The sequence below is a fragment of the Streptomyces sp. NPDC000941 genome (assembly GCF_053599555.1).
Map to the genome: position 1 here is coordinate 1 of NZ_JBSFMM010000182.1, position 23,164 is coordinate 23,164.

General features: G+C 73.1%; 15 protein-coding genes. 7 read left to right on the plus strand and 8 right to left on the minus strand.

Annotation, left to right across the window (positions count from 1 at the left end; all coding sequences use genetic code 11):
- On the plus strand, window positions 1-2,758 hold a 2,758-nt coding region (locus tag ACWDSL_RS39620), incomplete at its 5' end, for a SpoIIE family protein phosphatase (RefSeq protein ID WP_450492811.1).
- Here the strand turns inward: ACWDSL_RS39620 and ACWDSL_RS39625 are convergent.
- From ACWDSL_RS39625 to ACWDSL_RS39635, 3 genes are read right to left on the minus strand one after another with little or no spacing between them, the layout of a single operon-like run.
- Window positions 2,755-3,654: a MauE/DoxX family redox-associated membrane protein gene (locus tag ACWDSL_RS39625; protein ID WP_450492812.1), complete on the minus strand. Its 900-nt coding sequence runs from the start codon at window positions 3,652-3,654 to the stop codon at window positions 2,755-2,757. The two genes, ACWDSL_RS39620 and ACWDSL_RS39625, sit on opposite strands and share 4 nt — an antisense overlap.
- Window positions 3,651-4,307, minus strand: coding sequence for a cell wall protein (locus ACWDSL_RS39630; protein ID WP_450492813.1), 657 nt, complete (start codon window positions 4,305-4,307; stop codon window positions 3,651-3,653). Before ACWDSL_RS39630 ends, ACWDSL_RS39625 begins: the two co-directional genes overlap by 4 nt.
- Window positions 4,308-4,321: 14 nt before the next feature.
- A complete protein-coding gene (locus ACWDSL_RS39635; RefSeq protein WP_450492814.1) occupies window positions 4,322-4,753 on the minus strand; it encodes a septal ring lytic transglycosylase RlpA family protein in 432 nt (143 codons plus the stop codon).
- A gap of 233 nt (window positions 4,754-4,986) precedes the next feature.
- Here ACWDSL_RS39635 and ACWDSL_RS39640 point away from each other — a divergent pair, with 233 nt between their 5' ends.
- The 4 genes from ACWDSL_RS39640 to ACWDSL_RS39655 all read left to right on the plus strand — a co-directional run bounded on the left by ACWDSL_RS39640 (window position 4,987) and on the right by ACWDSL_RS39655 (window position 12,637).
- Window positions 4,987-6,489, plus strand: a complete 1,503-nt coding sequence (locus ACWDSL_RS39640; protein ID WP_450492815.1) for a glutamate synthase subunit beta — start codon at window positions 4,987-4,989, stop codon at window positions 6,487-6,489.
- Between the two features lie 134 nt (window positions 6,490-6,623).
- Window positions 6,624-8,093, plus strand: coding sequence for a DUF2201 family putative metallopeptidase (locus ACWDSL_RS39645; protein ID WP_450492816.1), 1,470 nt, complete (start codon window positions 6,624-6,626; stop codon window positions 8,091-8,093).
- 136 nt (window positions 8,094-8,229) lie between these two features.
- Window positions 8,230-9,990: an AAA family ATPase gene (locus ACWDSL_RS39650; RefSeq protein ID WP_450492825.1), complete on the plus strand. Its 1,761-nt coding sequence runs from the start codon at window positions 8,230-8,232 to the stop codon at window positions 9,988-9,990.
- A gap of 67 nt (window positions 9,991-10,057) precedes the next feature.
- A complete protein-coding gene (locus tag ACWDSL_RS39655) occupies window positions 10,058-12,637 on the plus strand; it encodes a hypothetical protein (RefSeq protein ID WP_450492817.1) in 2,580 nt (859 codons plus the stop codon).
- 20 nt (window positions 12,638-12,657) lie between these two features.
- On the opposite strand, the gene ACWDSL_RS39660 is transcribed toward ACWDSL_RS39655, so the two are convergent.
- Both ACWDSL_RS39660 and lpdA read right to left on the minus strand, forming a co-directional pair.
- Window positions 12,658-15,207, minus strand: a complete 2,550-nt coding sequence (locus ACWDSL_RS39660) for a SpoIIE family protein phosphatase (protein ID WP_450492818.1) — start codon at window positions 15,205-15,207, stop codon at window positions 12,658-12,660.
- Window positions 15,208-15,278: 71 nt separating this feature from the next.
- Window positions 15,279-16,691, minus strand: a complete 1,413-nt coding sequence (gene lpdA / locus ACWDSL_RS39665) for a dihydrolipoyl dehydrogenase (protein WP_450492819.1) — start codon at window positions 16,689-16,691, stop codon at window positions 15,279-15,281.
- Between the two features lie 85 nt (window positions 16,692-16,776).
- Here lpdA and ACWDSL_RS39670 point away from each other — a divergent pair, with 85 nt between their 5' ends.
- Window positions 16,777-17,151 (plus strand): RNA-binding S4 domain-containing protein, encoded by a 375-nt coding sequence (locus tag ACWDSL_RS39670; RefSeq protein WP_450492820.1) that lies wholly within the window; start codon window positions 16,777-16,779, stop codon window positions 17,149-17,151.
- A gap of 72 nt (window positions 17,152-17,223) precedes the next feature.
- On the opposite strand, the gene ACWDSL_RS39675 is transcribed toward ACWDSL_RS39670, so the two are convergent.
- Entirely contained in the window at window positions 17,224-18,462 is a 1,239-nt protein-coding gene (locus ACWDSL_RS39675) for an FAD-dependent oxidoreductase (protein WP_450492821.1), read from the minus strand.
- Window positions 18,463-18,630: 168 nt separating this feature from the next.
- On the opposite strand from ACWDSL_RS39675, the gene ACWDSL_RS39680 reads away from it, so the two are divergent.
- A complete protein-coding gene (locus tag ACWDSL_RS39680; RefSeq protein ID WP_450492822.1) occupies window positions 18,631-19,410 on the plus strand; it encodes a peptidoglycan-binding domain-containing protein in 780 nt (259 codons plus the stop codon).
- Between the two features lie 83 nt (window positions 19,411-19,493).
- On the opposite strand, the gene ACWDSL_RS39685 is transcribed toward ACWDSL_RS39680, so the two are convergent.
- Together ACWDSL_RS39685 and ACWDSL_RS39690 are read right to left on the minus strand one after the other, a co-directional pair.
- A complete protein-coding gene (locus ACWDSL_RS39685; protein ID WP_450492823.1) occupies window positions 19,494-20,147 on the minus strand; it encodes a PAS domain-containing protein in 654 nt (217 codons plus the stop codon).
- Window positions 20,148-20,560: 413 nt separating this feature from the next.
- Window positions 20,561-23,164, minus strand: a 2,604-nt coding sequence (locus tag ACWDSL_RS39690) for an ATP-binding protein (RefSeq protein WP_450492824.1), incomplete at its 5' end; no start/stop codon positions are given.

The following is a 23,164-nucleotide window of genomic DNA, read 5'->3' on the forward strand; positions in this document are numbered from 1 at the left end:
GGACGCCACCGGGCCGGCCGCGGACCTACGGCTGGCGGAGCCCGCCGAGGAGGGCGGGCTCGCGGCGAAGCTGGCCGCGGTGGTCGAGGGCGCCGCCCCGGCCTGCCTGCCGGGTTCGCTGCTCGGGTGGCCGGGGCAGAAGGCGCTGGCCCATCCGCTGCTCCGCTCGGACGAGGTGGCGGGCGTACTCGTCATGGGGATCAACCCCAAGCTGCCCGTCAACGCCTCCTACCAGGACTTCTACGATGTGCTCGCCCGCGGTGTCAGCGCGGCGCTGGCGGCGGCGCACACCCAGCAGGAGCACCGTCTGCGCGCGGAGGCGCTGACCGAGCTGGACCGCGCCAAGACGACGTTCTTCGCCAACGTCAGCCATGAGTTCCGCACCCCGCTGACCCTGCTGCTGGGGCCGGTGCAGCAGGCCCTCTCGGTGGAGGACCGGCCCGAGCGGCGCAGACAGCTCGAACTCGCCGAGCGCAGCGCGCTGCGCCTGTTGAAGCTGGTCAACACGCTGCTCGATGTCTCCCGGGCGGAGGCCGGGCGGCTGAAGGGCCACTTCGAGCCGGTGGATCTTTCACGTGTCACGGCGGAGCTGGCGGCGGTGTTCCGCTCCGCCTTCGACCTGGCGGGGCTCAGCCTGCGGGTGGAGTGTCACCCGCTGCCCGGACCGGTGCATGTGGACCGGGAGATGTGGGAGAAGATCGTCCTCAATCTGCTCAGCAACGCGCTCAAGTTCACCTTCGCGGGCGGGGTCACGGTGCGGCTGGCCGCGGCCGGGGAGCGGGCGCGGCTGACCGTGGCGGACACCGGCACCGGGGTGCCCCCGGAGGAGCTGCCGTATCTCTTCGACCGGTTTCACCAGGTGCGCGGGGCGCGCTCGCGCTCGCACGAGGGCAGTGGCATCGGCCTCGCGCTCGTCAAGGACCTGGTCGAGCTGCACGCGGGCACCGTCTCGGTGAGCAGCAGACCGGGTGAGGGCAGCACCTTCACCGTGGAGGTGCCGTTCGGCACCGCCCATCTGGCGGCGGGCACCACCGGCGCCGGCTCTCTCGGCCATGAAGGGACCGCCCGGCAGGAGCGCACCGCCGCCTATGCCGGGGAGGCGCTGCACTGGCTGCGCAGCGACACGGACCTGACCGAGGACATCTGCAAGGACACTGCCGCCGCCCCGGTCCCCGCCGAGGAGTGGATCCCGGTGGCTTCGCCGGAGGGCGACGGAGCCCGTCGGCCGCTGCTGCTGGTCGCCGACGACAACGCCGATGTGCGCTGCTATCTCAAGGAACTGCTCGGCCCTGACCACGATGTGCTGCTGGTCGGGGACGGCCGGGCGGCGCTGGATACGGCCCTGTCCCGCCCCGTCGACTTGGTGCTGACCGATGTGATGATGCCGCGGCTGGACGGGTTCGCGCTCGTACGGGCGCTGCGCTCGGATCCCCGGACCACCCGTCTGCCGATCATCCTGCTGACCGCCAGGGCCGGGGAGGAGGCGACGGTGCAGGGCCTGCGGGCGGGCGCGGACGACTATCTCGCCAAACCCTTCTCCGCCCGCCAGCTGCTCGCCCGGGTGCGCGCCAACCTGGAGCTGTCGCGGCTGCGCGAGCAGGTGCTCACCGACAGCCGCCGCCACGCGGCCGCACTCACCTCCCTCGCCCAGGCGAGCATGCTGTTCTCCGACAGCCTCGACCCGCCGCAGGTGCTGGAGACCGCGTCGGAGGTGCTGATTCCGGCCCTCGCCGACGAGTTCCGGATCCGGTTCACCGACCCGCGGGCGGAGCAGTCCGTGTTCGTCGCGGGCAAGCGGACGGTCGGACCGATGGAGTTGGAGCGCGCCCTCGGCGAAAGCCTCGGCGCCGGCCGCGCCCGGACGCCCCCACCCGACACCGTACTGTCCGTACCGCTGGTCGCCCACGGCCGGACGCTCGGGGCGCTGGCCGTCGCCAGGCGCGGGCCGGCGTACGGCGAGGGGGACCGGAGGCACCTCGAATCCCTCGCCGGCCGGCTGGCCCTCGCGTACGACAACGCCGCCCGGTTCCGCAACGAGCGCCGGCTGGCGCTGACCCTGCAGCGGGCGCTGCTGCCCCAGCACCTGCCCCAGGTGCCCGGACTGCGCACCGCGTCCTACTACCGGGCCAGCACCACCGGTACGGAGATCGGCGGCGACTGGTACGACGTGATCGCGCTGCCCGGCGGGGCCATGGGGCTGGCGATCGGCGATGTGATGGGCCACGACGTGGACGCCGCGACCGTGATGGGCCGGCTGCGGCCCGCCCTGCGCGGCTTCGCGCTGGACCGCGCCGCCCCGGGCACGCTCCTCGCCAAGCTGGACGCGTATCTGCGGTCGCTGGACGTCGAACACTTCGCGACGTGTCTGTACGCGGTGTACGAGCCGCGGACCCGCCGGCTGCGGTGGGCGTCGGGCGGACACCTTCCGCCGCTGGTGGTGGCGGGCGAGGCCACCGATTTTCTGCAGACCCGACCGGGTGCCCCGCTGGGGCTGGTGCAGGGGGCGCCCGAGAACCACGCGACGCGGCTGCCGGCCGGCGCCGGGCTGCTGCTGTACACCGACGGTCTGGTGGAGAACAGCAGGCTGTCGGTCGACGCGGGGCTGGCGGCCCTGCGGGCGACCTGCGCGGGACTGTCCGAGTCGGAGCGGCTCGACCCGCAGCGGATCATCGACCGGTCCATGGGCCTGCTCCACGCCCCCGGGCGCGTCGACGACGACACCGCCCTGCTCGCCGCGTCGGCCGGGCCTTCGCCCTAACCGGGCATCCGCAGCGGCCGGGTGGGGACCGCCACCGGCTCTCCGGTGTCCGCGTCGACGACACCGACGCGGACCGCGGGCTCGGCCACCGTGTCCAGGCTGGCCGCGGCGTCCACGGCGAAGAGCACGAAGACGGGCCTTGCGCCCGGGCCCCCGCCGTGCACCCCGGAGTACTGGAGGACGCGCCAGCCACCGTCGTCCCAGTGGTCGAGCAGCGCGGACCGCACCACCGGGGCCGCCGCCCGCCAGGCCAGCGAGCGCTCCAGCAGCTCGACCGTGGCGGCCACCGGGACCACGCCGCCGTCCACGGGCCCGGCGAGCGGCGGTCCGGCGCCCCGCCGCCGAAGGCCACGCGCCCGAACGCCGCGCCACCACCAGCCCGCACGGCCGTCGGCCGCAAGCGCCACGAGCCCGATCGCGCCGCCGCCGACCAGGCACAGCGAACCGACCGGCCGCCGCGCCACCGCCGCCCACCAGGGCTCCCCCGCCGTCGCCGCCACGGCCGCCACCGCGCCACCCGCCGCCAGGGCGGTGGCACGGGCGAAGGCGCGCCAGGTGACGGGGGCCGTACCGCTCCCCGTACAGCCGCAGGACGAGCCCGGTGCGGCCCGGCGGGCGTAGCCCAGATAGCCGGTGAAGCCCATCCCGAGGACGGCTGCCGCCACCCCCGGGGCCGCGGTCCCGGGCAGTGTGAGCAGCGCGATGGCGAGCAGCAGTTCCAGTACGCCGAGCAGCCGCAGGGCGAGCGCGGCCGGGCGGGCGCCGCGCAGCAGCTGGACGAGCGCGGCGGGCGGCGCCGGGCGGGTTGGGCGGCGGGGCCACAGCTTGGCCACGCCGGTCCAGCCGAGCAGCCCGGCGGTCAGCAGCGGGGCCGCCCCGGCGGGCGGGGCGATCACCGTACGCTCCCCGGCGGGGGCCCGACCGAGACCCGGACGATGTCCACGGTCCCGTCCGCGGGCCGCCATGCGCCGAGCACCTGGGCGCCGTCGCCCACCCGCAGCAGGGACAGATCGGAGGTGGGGGCGGTGCGCGCGTACGAGGCGCTGGTGGTGGCCGGGGACAGATGGCCGACGATCCGGTGCGCTCCGTGCGTCAGATGGAGCCGGTCCTGTTCGATGCCGCGGACGGTGGCGTAGAGGTTGACGATGTTCACCCACACCGCGTCGGCGGCGACGGTGCCGTCGGGCATCGGGACACCACGGGCGTACAGCCCGTCACCGGCCTCGATCTGCTCGGCGGTGGCGACCCCCGCCTTCCAGACGCTGGTGGCGTTGGTCAGCCGTACCCGCGCCCGGTCGCCGTGGGATCCGGCGATGTCCAGCACACTGCCGTCGATCCGCTGGATCCGGCCCTCCACGAAGGCGCTCCGGGCGACGGCCGGGTCCAGGGGTTCAAGGGGCGCGGTGAAGGCGGCGTCGGCGTCGACGGCGCCCAGCGAGGTCGCGCCGACGATGGTGGCGCCGCCCAGGGCCACGGTGGTCAGAAACCGCCGTCTGCCGTGGCCCGCGGGGACTTTGAGGCGGCCGGGGGCCGGTCGGGGCGGGGTCATGGCCGGGTCCTCCGTCACTCGTCGATCAGCACCGGCAGGGTGCCGGAGCTGAGGCTGCCGAGGGCGGCGAAGGCCGCGGGCGTGAGGTCGATGACCCGGTTGGTCCGGCAGACCCCGTCGCAGCAGGTCTTCTCGGAGCAGAAGCTCTTGGTGCGCGGGCCGCAGTCGGTGATCGTCACACACACCGACGCGTCGGAGCACTGGTGGCGGACGGTCAGTACGCTGCCGCAGCCACGCTTCGGTATGTCCTCCCCGCACAGGTCCGGCCGGGTGATCTCCCAGCACTCCTGGGAGGCGTGCGGCCACGCGGCCTGCGGCTCGCCGGACCGGCAGGTGCCACAGTCGCCGCCACCCGTGCTCGCGCACGGGCCCCAGGAGTTGCCGCAGCAGAACCAGCTGGCCTCGCCGGCCCACAGGGGCGTCGATCCGCGAGATCCACAGGCCATGACGCCGCTCCCTTCGTCTCTCTTCGCGCGTCTCCTCCAGCGTGCGGGGAACATCACCGGGCGGCGATCGCGCATGCGCCGACTGCGCGGTGGCCGCAGGTGGCGGCAGGTGGCGGCCGCATGGGCGCCCTTGCGGCCGGACGTACAGTGGGGAAAGGCGTGGTGTCCACGGTGCGCCGCGCCATCACGCGGCCGGTCCGTGACACGGACAGACACGGGTAAGGAATGCCGCCATGGCCGACCCGAAAGGCTTTCTCTTCACACCTCGCCGGCTTCCGCCGCGCCGCCCGGTGGCCGAGCGGGTGCGGGACTGGAACGAGGTGCAGGTGCCCGGCGGTCTGCTGCCGATCGTCGGCGCGCAGGCCGGGCGCTGCATGGACTGCGGCATCCCGTTCTGCCACGCGGGCTGCCCGCTGGGAAACCTGATCCCCGAGTGGAACGAGCTGGTCTCGCGCGACGACTGGCGGCGGGCGAGCGAGCGGCTGCACGCGACCAACAACTTCCCGGAGTTCACCGGCCGGCTGTGCCCGGCGCCCTGCGAGAGCGGATGTGTGCTGGCCATCAACCAGCCCGCGGTGACGATAGAGAACGTCGAACGGGCCATAGTGGACCGGGCGTGGGAGAGCGGCTATGTGACCCCGAAGCCACCGGAGCGGCTGTCCGGGAAGACCGTCGCGGTCATCGGCTCGGGCCCGGCGGGCCTGGCCGCGGCCCAGCAGCTGACCCGCGCCGGACACACGGTGGCGGTGTACGAGCGGGCCGACCGGGTGGGGGGACTGCTGCGCTACGGCATCCCCGAGTTCAAGATGGAGAAGCGCCACCTCGACCGCCGGCTGGCGCAGCTGCGCGCCGAGGGCACCAAGTTCCGTACGGGCGTGGGCGTGGGCACCGACGTGGACGCCGCCGAGCTGCGGGCCCGTTACGACGCACTGGTCATCGCGGTCGGGGCGACGGCGTGGCGGGAGCTGTCGGTGCCGGGGCGGGAGTTGGCCGGAATACATCAGGCGATGGAGTACCTGCCGCTGGCCAACCGGGTCCAGGAGGGCGATTTCGCCCGGCCGCCGATCACGGCCGAGGGCAGACATGTGGTGATCGTCGGCGGCGGGGACACCGGCGCGGACTGCCTGGGCACCGTGTTGCGCCAGGGCGCCGCCTCCGTCACCCAGCTGGACATCCACCTCCGGCCCGGGACCGAGCGGCCCGAGGACCAGCCCTGGCCGGTCCACCCCAAGATCTACCGGATGTCCGCCGCCCATGAGGAGGCCCAGGAGCTGGGCGCGTCGCCGGACGCCGATGTGGACGCGCGGCTGTTCTCGGCCGCCACGATCCGCTTCGAGGGGGCGCACCCTGGCTCCGGAGGCGCGACGGGCGCTGTCCGGGCGCTGCGGCTGGTCGGGGTCGACGCGGACGGGCGGCCAGAACCGGGCTCCGAGCGAGTGCTACGAGCGGACATGGTCCTGCTGGCGCTGGGCTTCTCGGGTCCTGAGCGGGACGGCGGCCTGATCACCCAGCTCGGCCTGAAGCTCGACGCCCGGGGCAATATCGCCCGGGACGAGGGGTTCGCCACCGGCTGCGAGGGCGTCTTCGTGGCGGGTGACGCGGGCCGCGGCCAGTCGCTGATCGTATGGGCCATCGCGGAGGGCCGCTCCGCCGCCGCGGCCGTGGACCGCTATCTCGCGGGCTCCACGACGCTCCCGGCCCCCGTCACCCCGGCCGACCGGCCGATGGTGGTCTGAACGCGACGGACCCAAAGCGGCGCTGTCAGACCCGGTGGATAACGTTCTTGATAGCGGGGCCGGACAGGGCCGCGCCGGAACGCGGCATGCGGAAAAGCGGCATGCGGGAGCAGCGCGGGATAAAAGGGGGGCCAGTGGCACGGGTGACGGGGGAGAGTCGGCATGCCGCGGCGCGGGGGGTGATCGACCTGCGCGACCGCCGGGCGCTGCTGGAGTGTCAGGTGGCGGATCCGGCGGTGGCGGAGGAGGGCCGTCGGCTCAAGGAGGCGGCGCTGCTGGACTTCGGGGTCAAGGACAGCGTGGTGGGCTCGTGGCTGTACGCGAAGTGCCACCACCAGATCGCCACCGCGGCGGTGGACACGGCGGCGGTGGTGGCCGTGGGCGACGGCAGCTGCCTGCTGCTGTACAACCCTGAGTTTTTCGTCCGGATCGGGCCGAGCGGCGTGCGGTTCGTGCTGTTCCACGAGGCGCGCCATCTGATCCACCGCCATCTGTACGTGGACGAGGAGCTGCGCGCCGACCCGGTCTTCGAGTTGGCCGCCGAGGTGGCGATCAACCATGTGGCCATGGTCCGTCTCGGGCGTACGGAGCTGCCCGCCCAGGAGGTGCCGGACGGCCGCGGGGGCACCCGCCGGGAGCCGGTGGGCGTCGACCCGCGCGAGGTGCACGGGCAGTATGTGGCCGATCTGTCCGAGCAGGGTCTGACGCCGCTGTCCTACCGGGACTTCGTCGATACCGACCTGGGGGTGTACGGGGAGCTCAAGCGGATGCGCCGGCCGCCCGTACCGCCCGCGGTGTGCATCCATATGCAGTTGGCCGGGGCCGAGCAGGGCCAAGGCGCGGGCCGTAGCCTGCCGATGGACGAGGAGACGCTGTCCTCCATCGTCGACGCCACCCTGAGCGAGGCGATGCGGGCGGCGCTGCGCGGCGAGGGCATCGCCCGGGAGGAGATGCTGGCCCTGGCGGACCGCACCGCCGGGGGCGGCAAACGGCTGGAGCGCATGTGGGGCCGGATGGGCCTGGCCGCACTGCGCGGTGAGACCCCGCGGACCCGGCGGGTGGAGTGGTGGCGGCGCTGGCTCTCCGATGTGCTGGCCTCCAAGCTGCGCGAGGGCGAGCGGCTGGTCTATCCGAAGAAGCAGGGGGCCGTGCTGCTGGCGCTCGGCCATGACCCGATGCTCTCCCGGCGGGGCGCGGAGCGCACCAAGGTGGTGGTGGTCGCGCTGGACACCTCGGGTTCGATGCCGCAGCAGGTGGTCGACTGGATCACCTCGCTGGTGGGCCGGACCGACGGGGTGGAAAGCCACTGGCTGAGCTTCGACGGCGCCGTGATGCCCTTTGTCCCCGGGGAGCGGGTGCTCGGCGGCGGCGGGACGAACTTCCAGCTGGTCGTCGACTATGTCGAGGGCCGACTGGAGGTGAACGGGCGGCGGTTCGAGGAGCGCGCCGACGCGGTGATCATGGTCACCGACGGCTATGCGCCCGAGGTCACCCCGGCCCACCCCGACCGGTGGATCTGGCTGATCACGGACGGCGGGAGCGACTGGCCGGAGCGGCACGATCCGCCGATGGCCTGCCACCGGGTGGTCACCGGTGACAGCTGACGGCCGGCTCGTCGGCGAGTCGTTTCGGACATCGACAGACACAACGAGGGAACAGACCACTGTGAGCAGCACACAGAAGACGGCGCGGCGGACCGGGCCGGGCAGCGGCGCCCGTCTGGAGCAGTTCATCAGCGCGATGATCGCCATGGGGCAGACCGGGCAGGTCTTCGGCGAGCACGGCATCGGCAAGACGTCGACGTTTCTCTCCTATGTCCCCGAGGCGCACCCCGGCACCGAGGTGATCCTGGTCCCGGCGGCCAATCTGACCCCGGACGATCTGCTGGTCAACGCGCCGGTGCGGGACGAGCACAGCGGTGAGCTGGTCCTCACCCAGCTGATTATGCGTCAGCTCACCCCCGGTAAGCCGTTTGTGCTGCTGATCGACGACTCGCTGCAGGCCGGCGAGACCGTTCAGTCCCAGCTGATGCAGATCGCCTGCAACTGGACGCTCGGCGAGCACGATCTGCGCAAGCTCGGCTGCGTCGGCGTCTTCCTCGCCGACAACGAGTCACTGGCCGAGACCAGCGCCCGGCGCAGCGATCTGGCCGTGCTGGACCGTATGGTCACCCTGCGGGTGACCGCCAATGACACCGCCTGGCGGCAGAACCTGGCCGAGCGCTACGAAAACTGGGACCTGACCGAGGTGTTCCGGCTCTGGGCCGGGCTGACCCCGCGGCTGCGCTCTCTGCTGTCGCCGCGCACCCTCCAGCATGTGCTGGACTGCGCCCGCGCCGGGTTTCCCCTGTCCTGGGCGCTGCCGCTGGTCGGCGGTCAGCGGCTGCGCCTGCGGGATACGAAGTCGGACGGCAAGCCGGGCCCCGACCGCACGGCCGAGATCCTGGACGGCATCGCGGCGGCCGTCGGCTGCCCGAACCCGGCGACGATCGCGGATCCGGTGCGCGCCATTTTGCGCACCGCCGTCCGGGAGAACTGGTCCGTGCTGCTCCAGGGCCCGCCCGGCTGCGGCAAGACGGAGATCACCAAGGCGGTGGTCCGGGAGGAGACGGGGCGCGACCCGGTCTATTTCTCGCTGCCGGTGACCAATGTCGAGGACCTGTGTGTGCCGATCCCGACGCCCGACGGCACCTTGGACACGCTGCTCAGCCGCTCGCTCATGGGGCCCGAGTCCAAGGTGATCGTCTGGGACGAGTACAACCGGCCCAAGGACAAGGCCACCTTCGCCAAGCTGATGGAGATCACCCAGGAGTGGTCGCTGGCCGGCCGGCCGATTCCAGGGCTGTGCGCCCAGATAGCGCTGCAGAACCCGCCGTACCACCTCGGCCGCAAGCTGCTGGTCAGCAGCAACAACGTGGCGCAGGCCAGCCGATTCACGGTCAGCTACGAGGTGAGCCCGCAGGACATCCCCGCCAATCAGTGGCTGATCGACACCTATGGCGAGGTGGCCGAGACGGCGCTGGAGTGGTGGAAGAGCGATATCGACGACGAGGGCCGGGAGTGGATCACCAAGCGGACCCTGGAGCGGCTGATCAAGCTGCATCTGGCCGGGCAGCCGCTGGAGACCGGGCTGATCTACCTCGGCGACGGGGAGTACGCCCCGGTGCCGCTGTCCCAGCTCGAGGCGCGGCTGTCGGAGAGCCTGGGGCAGAAGGTCATCGGGCTGAAGGAGTTGGCGCGCGATGTGGCGGAGTGGGAGGCCAGGCTGGCCGCGGCCTGTGAGAGCTCGTCCGAGGGCACCAATGACACCGATCTGGTGCACCAGGTGTTCGCCAACGCCGAGGTCTCGCAGCTGAAGCGCCATGCCGAGGTGGTCGCGCGGCTGTTGCGCCATATGCCGCCGAAGCTGCGCGCCGCCCATCTGGTGGGGCAGACCCCGGAGCGGCAGCGGTTCTGGATCGGCGCGCTGTCCAGGATGGCCGAGCTGTCCGCGACCCCCTGAGCCCCCTCTTCCCATCCCTCCTTCTTGCTCCCTCTGCACTCTTCTCGACGATCGGAGAACACCCGGCGTGGCGACCCTCGACGAATCCCTGCTCTCGGCCACGTTCCGGCTGGCCGGCCCCGCACTCGCCCCGGACCTGATGGCCCGGCTGCGCGAGGAGGCCATGGCGCTGATGGCCGGGCGGGAACCGCTGCCCGACTATCTGGTGGACACGGCGTTCGCCACCGGCGACGCCGAAATGATCTGGGCGCTGTCCGGGTGCCCGCTGACCCGCGAGCGCGAACCGGTGCTGCTGCGCCTTGCCGCGCTGGGCTATACGGCGCTGGGCCCACGGCTCTACCAGGGGCACGGCGACCGCCAGACACTGCAGGCCGCGGTGTTGGAGGGCGCGAAGCAGAATCTGGACGACCCCGACTGGCACGAGCCGGACGGGCTGGTGGAGTATCTGCTGAACGCCACCGGCCCGAAGCTCCTCCCCGCGCTGCGCGCGCCCTTCCCCAGCGTCGTGCGCCACGCCCTGAAATCCCTCGGCGACCGGGCAGGGCTGGATGATCAGCTGGCCGCCTGCCGGGCGATGCTCACCTACGGCGGCGTCGCCGAGCTGGCCGAGCTCGCCGAACTGCCCGCGCTGCGCCCGGCGGTGGCGGAGCTGGTGCGGCGGGCGGTGGCCGCGCCCGACCCGGCGGCCGTGCTGGAGAGTGCCTCGGTGTCCGAGGCCACCGACGAGACCGCCGCGCCCGCCCCCAGCGCCCCGGCCCTGTCCGGGGCGGCCCTGGTGAGCAGGCTGCGCGAGGTGAAGTGGACGCGCGACGAATTCCCCCTGGGCCACGTGGACTGGGACTCGCTGCTGGCCGAGCACCGGCGGGAGCCCCTGCCGAACGGCGCGCTCCTCATGCTGGCGGCCCGCCAGGACTGCCCGGACGAGATCGTGCTGGCGGCCTACAAGGAGGCGCCCCGCCATCTCCCCGGCACTTCCCCGCTGCCGTGGCAGCTCCTCATGGGTGGCGACTGGAACGACTCCTACTCCCGCTTCAACCTGGCCAAACTGCTGGGCCGGGGCATCCACAGCGGCGAGTATCCGGTGCCACGGGTGCTGGCGGAGATCAGCCCTGCCCGCACGGTCCTCAACTCGCTGCCCCACGGCGAGGCTCCCGTCCGCGAAGCGCTGACCGGCCTGGTGGCCGAGCTGGGCGACGACTTCGCCACCTGGCGCGCCATGTACTCACTGCTGCCCCGCTTCACCGGAACACCCACGGAGCTGGTCGCCGCGGCCCGCGAACAGGTGGCCAAGCACCGGAACAAGCCCTGGCCCCGGCCGCTGGCCCCCGAGTACCCGGTGAGCACCCCGGAGGGCGCCCGGGCGGTGTTCCTGCAGCTGTACCAACTGGCCACCGAGGACATACAGCTGGCGCTCGCGGAACACCTGGACCAGCGCACCATCCAGCATCTGCTGGTCCACCACCAGCCCTCGGCCGCCCTGCGCGACCGCTTCATCGAGCTGCACGGGGTGTCCGTACTGGCCGGCCTCGCCTCCAGCTGGGAGCTGCCCGAGGACATCATCGGGGAGCTGCTGCTCCACGACGCCCCCGAGATCAACGCCAAGCTGTACATCAACACCCCGCTGACCCCGGGGCAGCGCCGGCAGATCCTGTCCGGCCGGCGCAGCCGTCCCGACAGCGGTGCGGGGCCGCTGCCGCTCACCGAGGAGCTGTTCATCGAGCTGCGGAACAGCGGGCGCCGCCACTGGCTCCTGCCGATCGTCGAGGCCGGCGATCCGCGGCTGGCCCGCATCCTGCTCGGCAAGATCAAGCTGCATACGCTCGCCGGGCAGCTGCTCCTGCTGGTGCGGCTGTGCGAGCGGCGCGGCGCCGAGGAGGTGCGCGCGCTGCTGGAGGAGACCGAGTTCCCCGAGCGGCGCAGCAAGAAGCACCCGCTGCCGGCGGCCACCCAGAAGATCGTCCGATCCGCGCTCGAGGCGCCGGACTGCCTGGCCGAGCTGCGCGACCGGCTCGCGCATGCCCAGTCGCCCACGAGCCAGGCGGGGCATCTTCGCGGCGCGGCCGAGGGGCGGCGGGACCAGCTCGCCGCGGCGCTGGAGCGGCTGTCCGAGGAGACCGGCCCGGACCTCCCGTGGCCGGAGCTGCTGGCCGAGCACGGCCGCGATCCGCTGCCGGACGCGCTGCTGGTCGAGCTGGCCAAGCGGGACGACTTCCCGGAGGAGCTGCGCCCCGACTGGCGGATCGCGGAGATGCGCCAGGGGCACCCGGCCCATCCGCACCGGCTCACCGGCCCGCGCCCCACCGCCCTGGAGCTGCTGCGCCACCACCAGCTGCCCGCGTACATCCGGCAGGACTGGCTGAACACGGCGGTGTCCTACGGGCAGCTGACCCTGTCGGAGATCCTCCACGAGGCGCGGCCGGCCCGGGTGGCCGCGACCTACCTGGCGAAGTTCCCGTCGAACCGCCCCGAGGAGTCCCCGGAGGGAATGGACGAGCAGCTGTGCCGGGTCCGCCAGGAGGCCGTGGATCTGATCGCCGCCCATCTGGGCAAGGATCCGGAAGGCTGGGCGGTGGCCATGCGGCTGATGCCCGAGTTCACCGGCACCCTCCCGGAGCTGCTGGCCACCACGGCGGCGGTGATCAGCTAAGAGTGAACAGCCGAGGGCGATCAGCTGAGGGCGAACACGGAGGAGAGGGCCGCCGCTGAGGGCTCGAAGGGCAGCGTCTGCTGGGTCCAGATGACCTTGCCCCTTCTGGTGTAGCGGGTGCCCCAGCGGTCGACCATCTGGGCCACCAGGAACAGCCCCCGCCCGCCCTCGTCGGTGCTGGCGGCCCGGCGCAGATGCGGTGCGGTGGTGCTGCCGTCGGCGACCTCGCAGATCAGGGCCCGGTCGCGGAGCAGGCGCAGCCGGATGGGGCCGGAGGCGTGGCGGATGGCGTTGCCGAGCAGTTCGCTGACCACCAGCTCGGTGGTGAAGGCCGCCTCCTCCAGGCCCCAGTCCGCGAGGGTCCGGTCCACGGCGGCCCGCATATCGGCGACGACCGAGGGGTCAGGCGGAAGGTCCCAGGACGCGATGTGGTCCTCGGCCAGGCCGGTGGCACCGGCGACGAGCAGCGCCATGTCGTCGGTGGGGTGGTTCGGGGGCAGGGCCTCCATCACCGTTCGGCAGGTGCGCTCGGGGTCGGGGTCGGCGCGCGCCAGCGCGCCGAGCAGCCGGTCGAGACCGGTGTCGACATCGACGCCGCCGGCCTGGAGGATCCCGTTGGTGTACAGCACCAGGCGGCTGCCGTCGGGGAGGTCGACCTCCGCGGTCTCGAAGGGCAGCCCGCCCAGGCCCAGCGGCGGTCCGGCGGGCAGGTCGAGCACGGTCGCCGCGCCGTCCGGGCGCGCCAAGGCGGGTGGCGGGTGGCCGGCCCGCGCCAGGCAGCAGCGCCGGACGACCGGGTCGTAGATCGCGTACAGACAGGTGGCGCCCGCGACCCCGGCGCCGGGGGACGCGCCGTCCGCGACGGCCTCCTCCTGGTCCAGGTGCTCCACCACCTCGTCGAGGGCGCTCAGCAGTTCGTCCGGGGGCAGGTCGAGCGAGGAGAAGTTGTGCACGGCGGTGCGCAGCCGGCCCATGGTGGCGGCGGCGTGCAGACCGTGGCCGACGACGTCGCCGACGACAAAGGCGATGCGGGCGCCGGACAGGGGGATGACATCGAACCAGTCCCCGCCCGCCCCGCCATACCCGGGCACATAGCGGTGGGCGACCTCGACGGCCTCGTGCTCGGGCAGCTCGCGGGGCAGCAGGCTCTGTTGCAGGGCCAGTGCGGTGGCGTGCTCGCGACCGGTGCGACGGGCGTTGTCGATGTATGCGGCCGCCTGGCTGACCAGCTCCTCGGCGAGGGTGAGATCGTCGTCCTCGAAGGGCGCCGCGCGCGCCGAGCGCCAGAAGTCGGCCCGACCCAGGATGATGCCGCGCGCGGTGAGCGGGACGGTCACCGAGCCGATCGGCTCGCCCGTCAGATGCGGCGGGCACTCCTCCTGACCGCTGATCGCGACGCGGCGCATCCGGGTGTCGGTGGGGTCGGGCTCCTCGCCGCGCAAAACCGCTTCCATCAGGTCGACGGTGACGCAGTCGGCGAAGCGTGGCACGGCGATCTGTGCCAGCTCCTGGGCGGTGTGCACCATGTCGAGCGTGGTGCCGACCTCGACGCCGGCGTCGTACAGCAGCGCCAGGCGCTCCCGCGCCCGGTCGGCCTTGTCCGTCAGGAGCTGTAGCTCGGTGGTGTCGCGCAGGGTGGCGACGCTGCCCCAGGGCTGTCCGCGCCGGCAGGCCGGGCGCTGGTTGACCGCCAGCAGCCGCTCCCCCACCTCGTAAATCTCATCGGTGGCCGGCCGGCCCGAGACGAACAGGGCGGCGGTGTCCCGCGGCAGGCCCACGTCGGTCACCTGCTTCCCCTGGGCGTCGGGCGGCAGGGTCAGAAGCCTGCGCGCCTCGTCGTTGGCGAGCAGCAGCCTTCCCTCCCCGTCGACGATCAGCACCCCTTCCCGTACGGCGCGGAGCACGGCGTCGTGGTGCTCGTACATCCGGGCGATCTCGGCGGGCCCGAGGCCGCGGGTCTGCAGCCGCAGCCGCCGGCTCACCAGCGCGGCCCCGCCCGCGCCGAGCCCGAGGGCCAGGCCCAGGGATCCCAGTACGACGGGCAGCTGGCGGTCGACCGAGTGGCGTGCGCTCGGGATCGTGACCCCGGCGTTGACGATGGCGATCACCTTGCCACTGGCGTCGGTGACCGGGACCGCCGCGCGGATGGACGGGGCGGCGAGGCTCACGCCCGGGACCTTGTCGGTGAAGGCGCGGCCCACCGTGGCCGGGTAGAGGGGGCGGTCGACGCGCTTGCCGATCTGGCGTGGGTTGGGGTGGGTGTAGCGGATGCCGCTCGGGCTCGTCACCACGATGTAGTCGACGCCGGCGTCCCGTCTGACCTGCTGGGCGAAGGGCTGGAGCGTCGCGCTGGGGTCGTGGGACCTCAGGGCGGCGAGGACTCCCGGGGCGCGGGCGAAGGAGTGGGCGACCGCGAGTGAGCGGCCCCGGGCCTGGTTCTCGCCGCTGTTCCGGGCCTGCAGGACCAGCGCGACGCCCGCGGAGACCACGAGCAGCGCCATGATCGCCAGCAGCAGGGCGAACGCCTGTCCGGCGACACTGCGGAAGCGTAGCGCCGAACCCACCTTCATCTGGTCTTTTTAGCATATTTAGGGCATTTGCACCGCTGCTGATGGCGTGACCAGGGCCTGTCCGCGGCGGCTCACATATTGATCATGTGCCCGGCGAGGCCGTGCACGGCCTCCTTCACCGCCTCGGAGAGCGTGGGATGGGCATGGATATTGCGCGCCACCTCGTGGGCGGTCAGATCCCAGCGCTGCGCCAGCGTCAGCTCCGGCAGCAGCTCGGTGACCTCGGGGCCGATCAGATGGCCACCCAGCAACTCGCCGTGGCGGCCGTCCCCGATCAGCTTCACAAAGCCGGCCGGGTCCCCGAGCCCCTGCGCCTTCCCGTTCGCGGTGAACGGGAACTTGGACACCCGCACATCGAAGCCCAGTTCCCGGGCCTGGGCCTCGGTCCAGCCGAAGCTGGCGATCTGGGGCTGACAGAAGGTCGCCCGCGGAATCATCACGTACTCAAGCGCCATGGTCTCCGCGCCCGCGATCGTCTCGGCGGCGACCACGCCCATCGCCTCGGCCGCGTGGGCGAGCATCAGCTTCGCGGTCACGTCCCCGACCGCGAAGATATGCGGCACGCTGGTGCGGCAGTACGCGTCCACGGCGATGGCGCCACCGCCGCCGGCAGTTCCAGTCAGCCGGACGCCGGTGTTCTCAAGACCGTAGCCGGTGACCCGGGGCCGGAAACCGATCGCCTGCAGCACCGCCTGGGCCTGCAGCGTCTGCCGCTGGCCACCCGTGGTCACCATGACCTTCACCGAGGGGCCCGCGTCGTTGATCGCCTCGACCCGAGTGGAGGTGAGCACGTCGATGCCGAGCCTGCGGTAGCGGCGCGCGAGCTCCGCGGAGACCTCCTCGTCCTCCAGCGGGACGATCCGGTCCAGGAACTCCACCAGCGTCACCCGCACCCCGTAGCTGCGCATGATGTACGCGAACTCGACGCCGATGGCGCCCGCCCCCGCGATGATCACGCTCTCGGGCAGCTCCGGGCTGAGGATCTGCTCCTCGTACGTCACCACCCGCTCGCTGAGCGAGGTGCCGGGCAGCAGATTGGTGACCGTGCCCGTGGCGATCACGCAGTGGCCGAAGGTGAGGGTCTCCGTTCCCCCTGCGGTCAGGTCGATCCGCAGCGTACGGTCGTCGGTGAAGGTGCCCCGGCCGTCGTACTGCGGGATCTCGTTCTTCTTCATCAGGTAGTGGATCCCCCTGACGCGCCCGTCGGCGACCTTGCGGCTGCGCTCGTAGGCGGTCTGGTAGTCCAGGATCACCTGCCCGTCCACCCGGATGCCGAAGGTCTGGGCCTCCGTGGTGAACAGATGGGCCAGCTCGGCGTTGCGCAGCAGGGCCTTGGAGGGGATACAGCCCACGTTCAGGCACACCCCTCCCCAGAACCGCTCCTCCACGATGGCGACGGACAGACCGAGTTGCGCGGCGCGGATCGCCGCGACATAGCCGCCCGAGCCCGCCCCCAGGACCACGACGTCAAAGTGTGCGCTCATGCGTCGCACCTTAGACAGCAATTCCGGATATAGCAGGACGTACTGCCCTGGACGGAGCCGATAGAGTCAGGACATGGCTTCAGGCATGGCTTCAGACAACGCGCCGGTGCGGGTCGACAGCTGGATCTGGTCCGTACGGCTGACGAAGACGCGGTCGCTGGCCGCCACGGCCTGCCGCGGCGGCCACGTCCGCCTCAACGGGGAGCGCGTCAAAGCCGCCCACGCCGTGCGGCCCGGGGACGAGGTGCGGCTCTTCCACGCCGGACGCGAACGGATCGTCGTGGTGAAACGCCTGGTGCGCAAGCGGGTCGGGGCGGCCGTCGCGGCCGAGTGCTTCATCGACAACTCCCCTCCCCCGCCGCCGCGCGAGGAGGTGGCCGTGGTCGGCCATCGCGACCGCGGCACCGGCCGCCCGACGAAGCGCGACCGGCGCGATACGGAGCGGCTGCGCGGCCACTGAGCGGCCGGGCCCGCGCCATGGCCGCTGAACGGCCGGGCCCTCGCCGCTCGGCGCCATACCTGCCGAACCGTTTCAGCGCAGGGCGGCGGCGGGCGGGTGCTCGCGCTGTGCGCCGTACGCCAGGAAGTACGCGGGGGCCCGCTTCAGCCAGGGCGCCGCGTTCAGCACCCGAACCATCCCGGGCGGCCGGGACCCGTCGCCGAGCAGGGTACGGCCGGCCAGCACCGGCTCGACGACCCGGGCGTGGGCGATCCGCTGCAGCGTCTGCGTCGCCGCGGCGGTCGGCCATCTGCGGCGCTGCACCTCCCGCACCTCCCGCAGCCCGACCCCGCCCCCGCCCGCTGCGAGCGGCCCGGCGAGGATGCGGGCGGCGGCCACGGCGTCCTGGACGGCGAGGTTGATGCCGATCCCGAACACCGGCGACATCGCATGTGCCGCGTCCCCGATGCACAGCAGCCCGGGGCGGTGCCAGCGCCGGAGCCGGTCAAGACGTACGTCGAGCAGCTTCACCTCGTCCCAGGACCGCAGGGCATGGGCGCGGTCCGCCAGCCATGGGGCGGCCGCCGCGAACTCGGCCATGAACCGGTCGAGACCGGCCGCGCGCCGGGCCGCGTCGGTGCCCTTGGGGATCAGCGCGGCGCACTGCCAGTACTCACCGCGGTCGATCATCGCGGTCAGAAAGCGGTCACCGGCGTTCCCCACCAGCCCCTGCGGATCGCCCTCGTGCCGCGGCACCCGGAACCACCAGGCGTCCATCGGGCACGGGAACTCCCGCAGCCCCAGCTCGGGCAGATGCCTGGCCAGCGATCCCCGGCCGTCGCAGGCCACGGTCAGCTGGGCCCGCAGCTCACCGGTGCTCCCGTCCGCGGTGCGGTAGCGCACCCCCGCGACCCGGCCGCGCTCCATGAGGAAGGAGGTCGCCTCGGTGTTCATCCGCAGCCGGAAGGAGGGCTCCCGCGCACCCTCGTCCGCCAGCAGATTCAGCAGATCCCACTGCGGCACCATCGCGACGTAATTGTACTTGACCGGCAGCGCGCCGATGTCGCCCACGGTGAACAGCGAGCGGCCCGGGCCGATGGGCAGCTGGATGGTGTGCACATGACGCTGCGGCAGCGCGGCGAACCGCTCGGCGAGGCCGAGTTCGTCCAGCAGCGACAGCGTGCTCGGATGCACGGTGTCGCCGCGGAAGTCACGCAAGAAGTCACCGTGCTTCTCCAGGACCGTGACCTCCACTCCGGCGCGCGCCAGCAGCAGCCCGAGCACCATCCCGGCCGGCCCGCCGCCCACCACACAACACGTCGTGCGTTCCATCGTCTCGACTCCCTTCGCTCCAGGCCACGGTATCCGCGGGCATGGCGCGGCCGACAAAGACGTCTCCGGTTGAGTCCCCCGGGCCTCCCGTCCGTATCAACTCTCGATGGTCTTGACGGTCCTACCGGTCCTGCCGGTCCTGACGGCGCGGCGCAAGAGGAGGTCTGTATGGCTGCCGGAACCGATCCCGAACGGCCCACCGGGCGGCAGGTGATCGAGCCGACCCGGATCTTCCGTGCGGTTACGAAGCCCGACCGGGAGGGCGGCCCGCCCGTCGACGGCTGGATGGAGGACCTTGACCTCTTCCGTCCGCTGGTCTCGGGGACGCCGCCCCGCGCGTACGACCTCGGCGACGCGGACACCGAGGAGTTCGAGCTCGGTCTGCGGACGGCCACCGAGGCGTCGGCCGCCGCGGCCCCGGACGGCTCAACAGGCTCAACCGACTCTTCCGCCACGCACGCCGCCCCCGCCGCGCCGCCGTTCTGGCGCCGGTCGCGCCCCGCCGCCCTGGCCGCCGCGGGGGCGGTCGGGGCGGGCCTCGCGCTCACGCTGGTGCTGCTCGTCCCCGGCGCCGACGGATCCACCGCGGCGCAGCCGGATCCGGGGAGCGGCACCCCCTCCGGCCGTACGTCGGCCCCCGCCGCGCCCACCGCCTCCGCCGCCGCGCCGAGCGGCGACGGACAGGAGGGCCAGGGCCAGGGCCAGGGCGCGGTGCTGTCCCTGGGGGACAGCGGTCCCGAGGTCTCCGAGCTCCAGTCCCGGCTGCTGCGGATCCCGGACGTGTACGCGGGCGGTTCGGTCAGCGGCCAGTACGATCAGAGCCTCGCCTCCGCCGTGGCCCGCTTCCAGCTCTGGTACGGGATCCGCGGTGACGAGGACGGGGTGTACGGCGACGACACCCGGCGCGACCTGGAGTCCCGTACACGCGACGTGGAGTCCGGCACCTGAGCCCCGCGCCTGACCCCCGGGCCGCGCCGGGGGCGCTCACCGCACGGCGGCCGGGTGGCGTCGCGCGCGGTGCGGACGAGCGATCACTTGACGAAGTCCTGGACGACCTTCGGGGGCCAGGAGCCCACTTCGAGCACCCCCATGGAGTAGGCGCGGGAGACGAGGGCGGCCCGGTTGGGGACCCGCAGCTTCCGGAGCAGCCGCGTCACGTGGTACTCGACCCCCTGGCGGCTCAGGTAGAGCCGGGACGCCAGCGGGACGGTCGAGACCCCGGCGGCGATGCCTTCCAGGATGCGGGCCTCGATCTCGGTGAGGACCTTCTTGTGCGGGGTGACGACGTCCGCGTCATCGACACCCGCCGCGGAGCGCATCACGACCAGGATCGAGGCGACGCGGGAGGTCTCCCCACGCACCGGGACGGCCGTGAGCGCGCTGGTGAACGGCGCGCCCTCGGCCGCGAAGGCGACGACATGGGTGGCGAACCGGCGGCGGGTGCCGTCGACGAGCCGGCCGAGCTGATGCCTGAGCGGCTGCCGCAGGCTGGGGTGGGCCAGATCGCAGAAGGCGCGGCCGCACACATCCGCGGAGGAGCCTCCGAACTGCCGGAAGAACTCCTGATTCGCCTGCTGGACGAGCAGGTTGGGGTCGAGGCGGGCCACACACGCACCTGGCTGGTCGAATTGCCCGAGGAGATCGGCGTACTCGAGCTGATCACGTCCTGCGTCGTGGGATATCACTGTGTCTGCGGGCGCGGGAATCGCCAATGGCCTGCCGTCCCTTCAGGGATCCGCTCCCCGGGAAATCATGGGAACGAAATGCTGGTCGTGCAATTTGGTATTTCAGTTCGGAGACTAGGTAGCCCTGGACGGGCGAGTCAACGTCCGCTGACGGCGCGCCGCAAATCCTGTGGTGCGTACGGCCGATGGTTCGGTCCGCGGGCCACGGTTTCGGTGGTTCGGTTCGGTGTCGCCGCCGGGCGCATCGAACCCTATCTCAACGCCCTGACCTGGCCAGGAGGTTGCCTCCCCGGGACATGGCGGGCGCCGCGCCGGATACGGGGGCGCAGTCCCCGTACCCCGGGTGCGGGGGCGCCGCGCGATCCCCTGGGAGCCGGGGCGGCGTCACGGCGAGCGGCGGAGCATTAGCGGCGTTAACTTCCTTTGACCGCCTGCAGCCGCGGCAGGGCGGCGATGAGTTCACGCCGCCCTGATACGTTCAGCTTGCGATAAGAATTCGTCAAGTGCTTCTCGATTGCGCGGGATGTGACGCCCAGCTCTCCGGCGATCTCCGAATTGGTGAGTCCCCGGCCGGCCAGCGTCACCACCCGCCGCTCGGTGCGGGTCAGCGCGTCCTCCAGCCGGACGGTGCCGTCCCCGCCGCCGCGGCGGGCCCGTTCGACCAGCCACGGCGCCTCGCATGCGGCGGCCAGCGCCGCCGCCTCCCGCAGCAGGTCATCGGCCTCCGGGCGGCCTTCGAGGCGCCCGCCCAGCTGCAGCAGGGCGCGGGCCAGTTCGAGTTCGTTGGCCGAGCCGCGCAGCACGCCGACCGCCTCGCGCAGCAGGTCCTCGCCCGTCTCGCCGCCCAGCAGCATGCCCTTGAGCCGCAGCGCCCGGCCCATGGCGACCGGCGCGCCCCACTCCTCGGCCCGCAGCCGGTCCTCCTCGGCGAGCGCGAGCGCCGAGCGGGGGTCGCCGAGACGCTGGTACAGGCCGGCCGCGCGCAGCCGCCAGGGGAACAGCACCGGATTGCGCCAGCCCACCGACTCCAGCCGGCGGCCGCAGGCCATCAGGGTCTCCACGGCGGCGGCCCAGCGGCCGCGGTGGGCGTCCACGGACGCGCCGAGGAACTGCACCGCCACCGCCAGGGGCAGACAGGAGGAGGTGCGCCGCGAGGCCTCGTCCAGCACCCGCTCGCTCAGCGCGGGGTCGCCGATCTCCAGGGCCGTACGGACGAGCGCGACGGTGGCCGCGAGGCCGAGTTCCTGCCAGTGGGCATCGGACAGCTGCAGGGCGCGCTCGGCATGGACGTGGGCCAGGGTCGGCCGGCCACGCGCCATGAGCACCATCGCCTGCTCGAGGTGGCCGAACCCGTCAGCGACCGTGACAGCCGCGCGCGACCGGCCGATCCGGTGCTCGACGGACAGCCAGGAGCCGACGGCGTCCACGGAGTCGGCGGCGACCAGCGCGACGGTGGCCAGCGGCAGCGCGGAGTACACCCGTGCCGACGCGACAGGTTCGCGCTCCAGAAGGCGCATCGCCAGCCGGGTGACCTCGTCCGCGGGCAGTCTGCAGGTGAGTGCGGCGGCGCTGACCAGCACCGCGACCAGTTCACGCTCAGCGGCCGTGGCCGTCGGCGGCTCCTCCCCCATCCCGTACAGCCGCTCCACCGCCGAGGCCAGCTCCGCCGGGTCGTCGATGCCGCTCTGGCGCAGCCGCGCCTCCAGCCGCAGGGCCATCTCGCGCGCCGCTCCCCCCAGCGCGTCCGGCGGGCCGAGCTCGTGGGCGACCTGCCGCAGCAGATCGACGGCGGAGGGCCGCAGCAGGCCCATGACTGCCGGGGTGAGCCGCAGCGCCGCGGCGGCCCGGTGGCCTGGCGTGGGGAGCAGCGGGATCGCCTGGGAGATATGGCGTTCGCACGCCACCGGGTCGAGGCCGCGCTCCGCGGTGGCCAGGTCGATCAGCAGCCGCGACCGGCCCTCGCCCACCAGGGAGGCGTCCAGCAGGGCGCGCCGCAGATAGCGTACGGCGACCTCGGGGGCGCCCCGGCGCAGCGCGACGTCCGCGGCGGCCCGCAGCACGCCGACGGACCAGTCGTGGCGGGAGGTGACGCCCGCCATCAGCTGGGCGGCGACCTGTTCGTCGGAGCGCCCGGCGCGGTACAGCAGCTCCGCCGCGTGGTCGTGCAGCCACTCCCGCTCCGCGACGGACAGCGACGACTGGACGGCGTCCGCCACGACGGGGTGGACGAACCGCGGCTCCCGCTCGTCGGCGGCCAGCCCCAGTGCGTGCAGGTCGCGCAGCGCCGCCGCGTAGTCGATCGGGTCCAGACCGGCCAGCCGGGGGACGAGTGCGGGGTCGCCCGGTTCGCCGAGGGCCGCGATCGCGGCGGCCAGTTGGCGTACCGGCGCAGGCTGCAGACGTACGCTCCTGGCCAGCCGCTCGCGCAGGTCCGCGGGGCGGGCCGCGCGGACCGCGCCGGCCCGGTCGACGGTCGGCCGGTGACCCGCGGCCACCAGGTCCAGCAGCACAGCGGTCAGCGACAACGGGCTGCCGGCGCAGGTCTCGTGGCAGGCCCGGATGAACTCCTCGTCGCCCGGCTCGCCGAAGTGGTCGCGGATCAGCGCCGCGGTGCCGGCGGACGACAGCGGACGGGGGCGCAGCTGGTGTGTCGCGGCCTCGACGACCTCGCTCAGCAGGGGGTGCCGGGCCCGCGGTTCCCCGTCGCGCAGGGCGCACACCACGACGGCGCGCAGCCCCCGCAGCCGCTTGGCCAGGTAGGCCAGCCAGCGCAGCGAGGGGGTGTCCACCCACTGCAGGTCGTCGACCAGGATCAGCAGCGGGCCGTCGGCGCTGACGCTTTCGAGCAGTGAAAGCAGGCCGCTGAGCGCCGGTTCGTAGGCGGCGGTGAGGCGGTCGTCGGCGGGCGTGTCCTCATCGGCTAAGCGGCCTCGGGGAGGTGGGGTGCGTTCCCGCGTCGTCCGGTGCGGTGCATCGCAAGGCGGAGCGGCGCCCTCGTACTGGGCGTACTCGGGCGC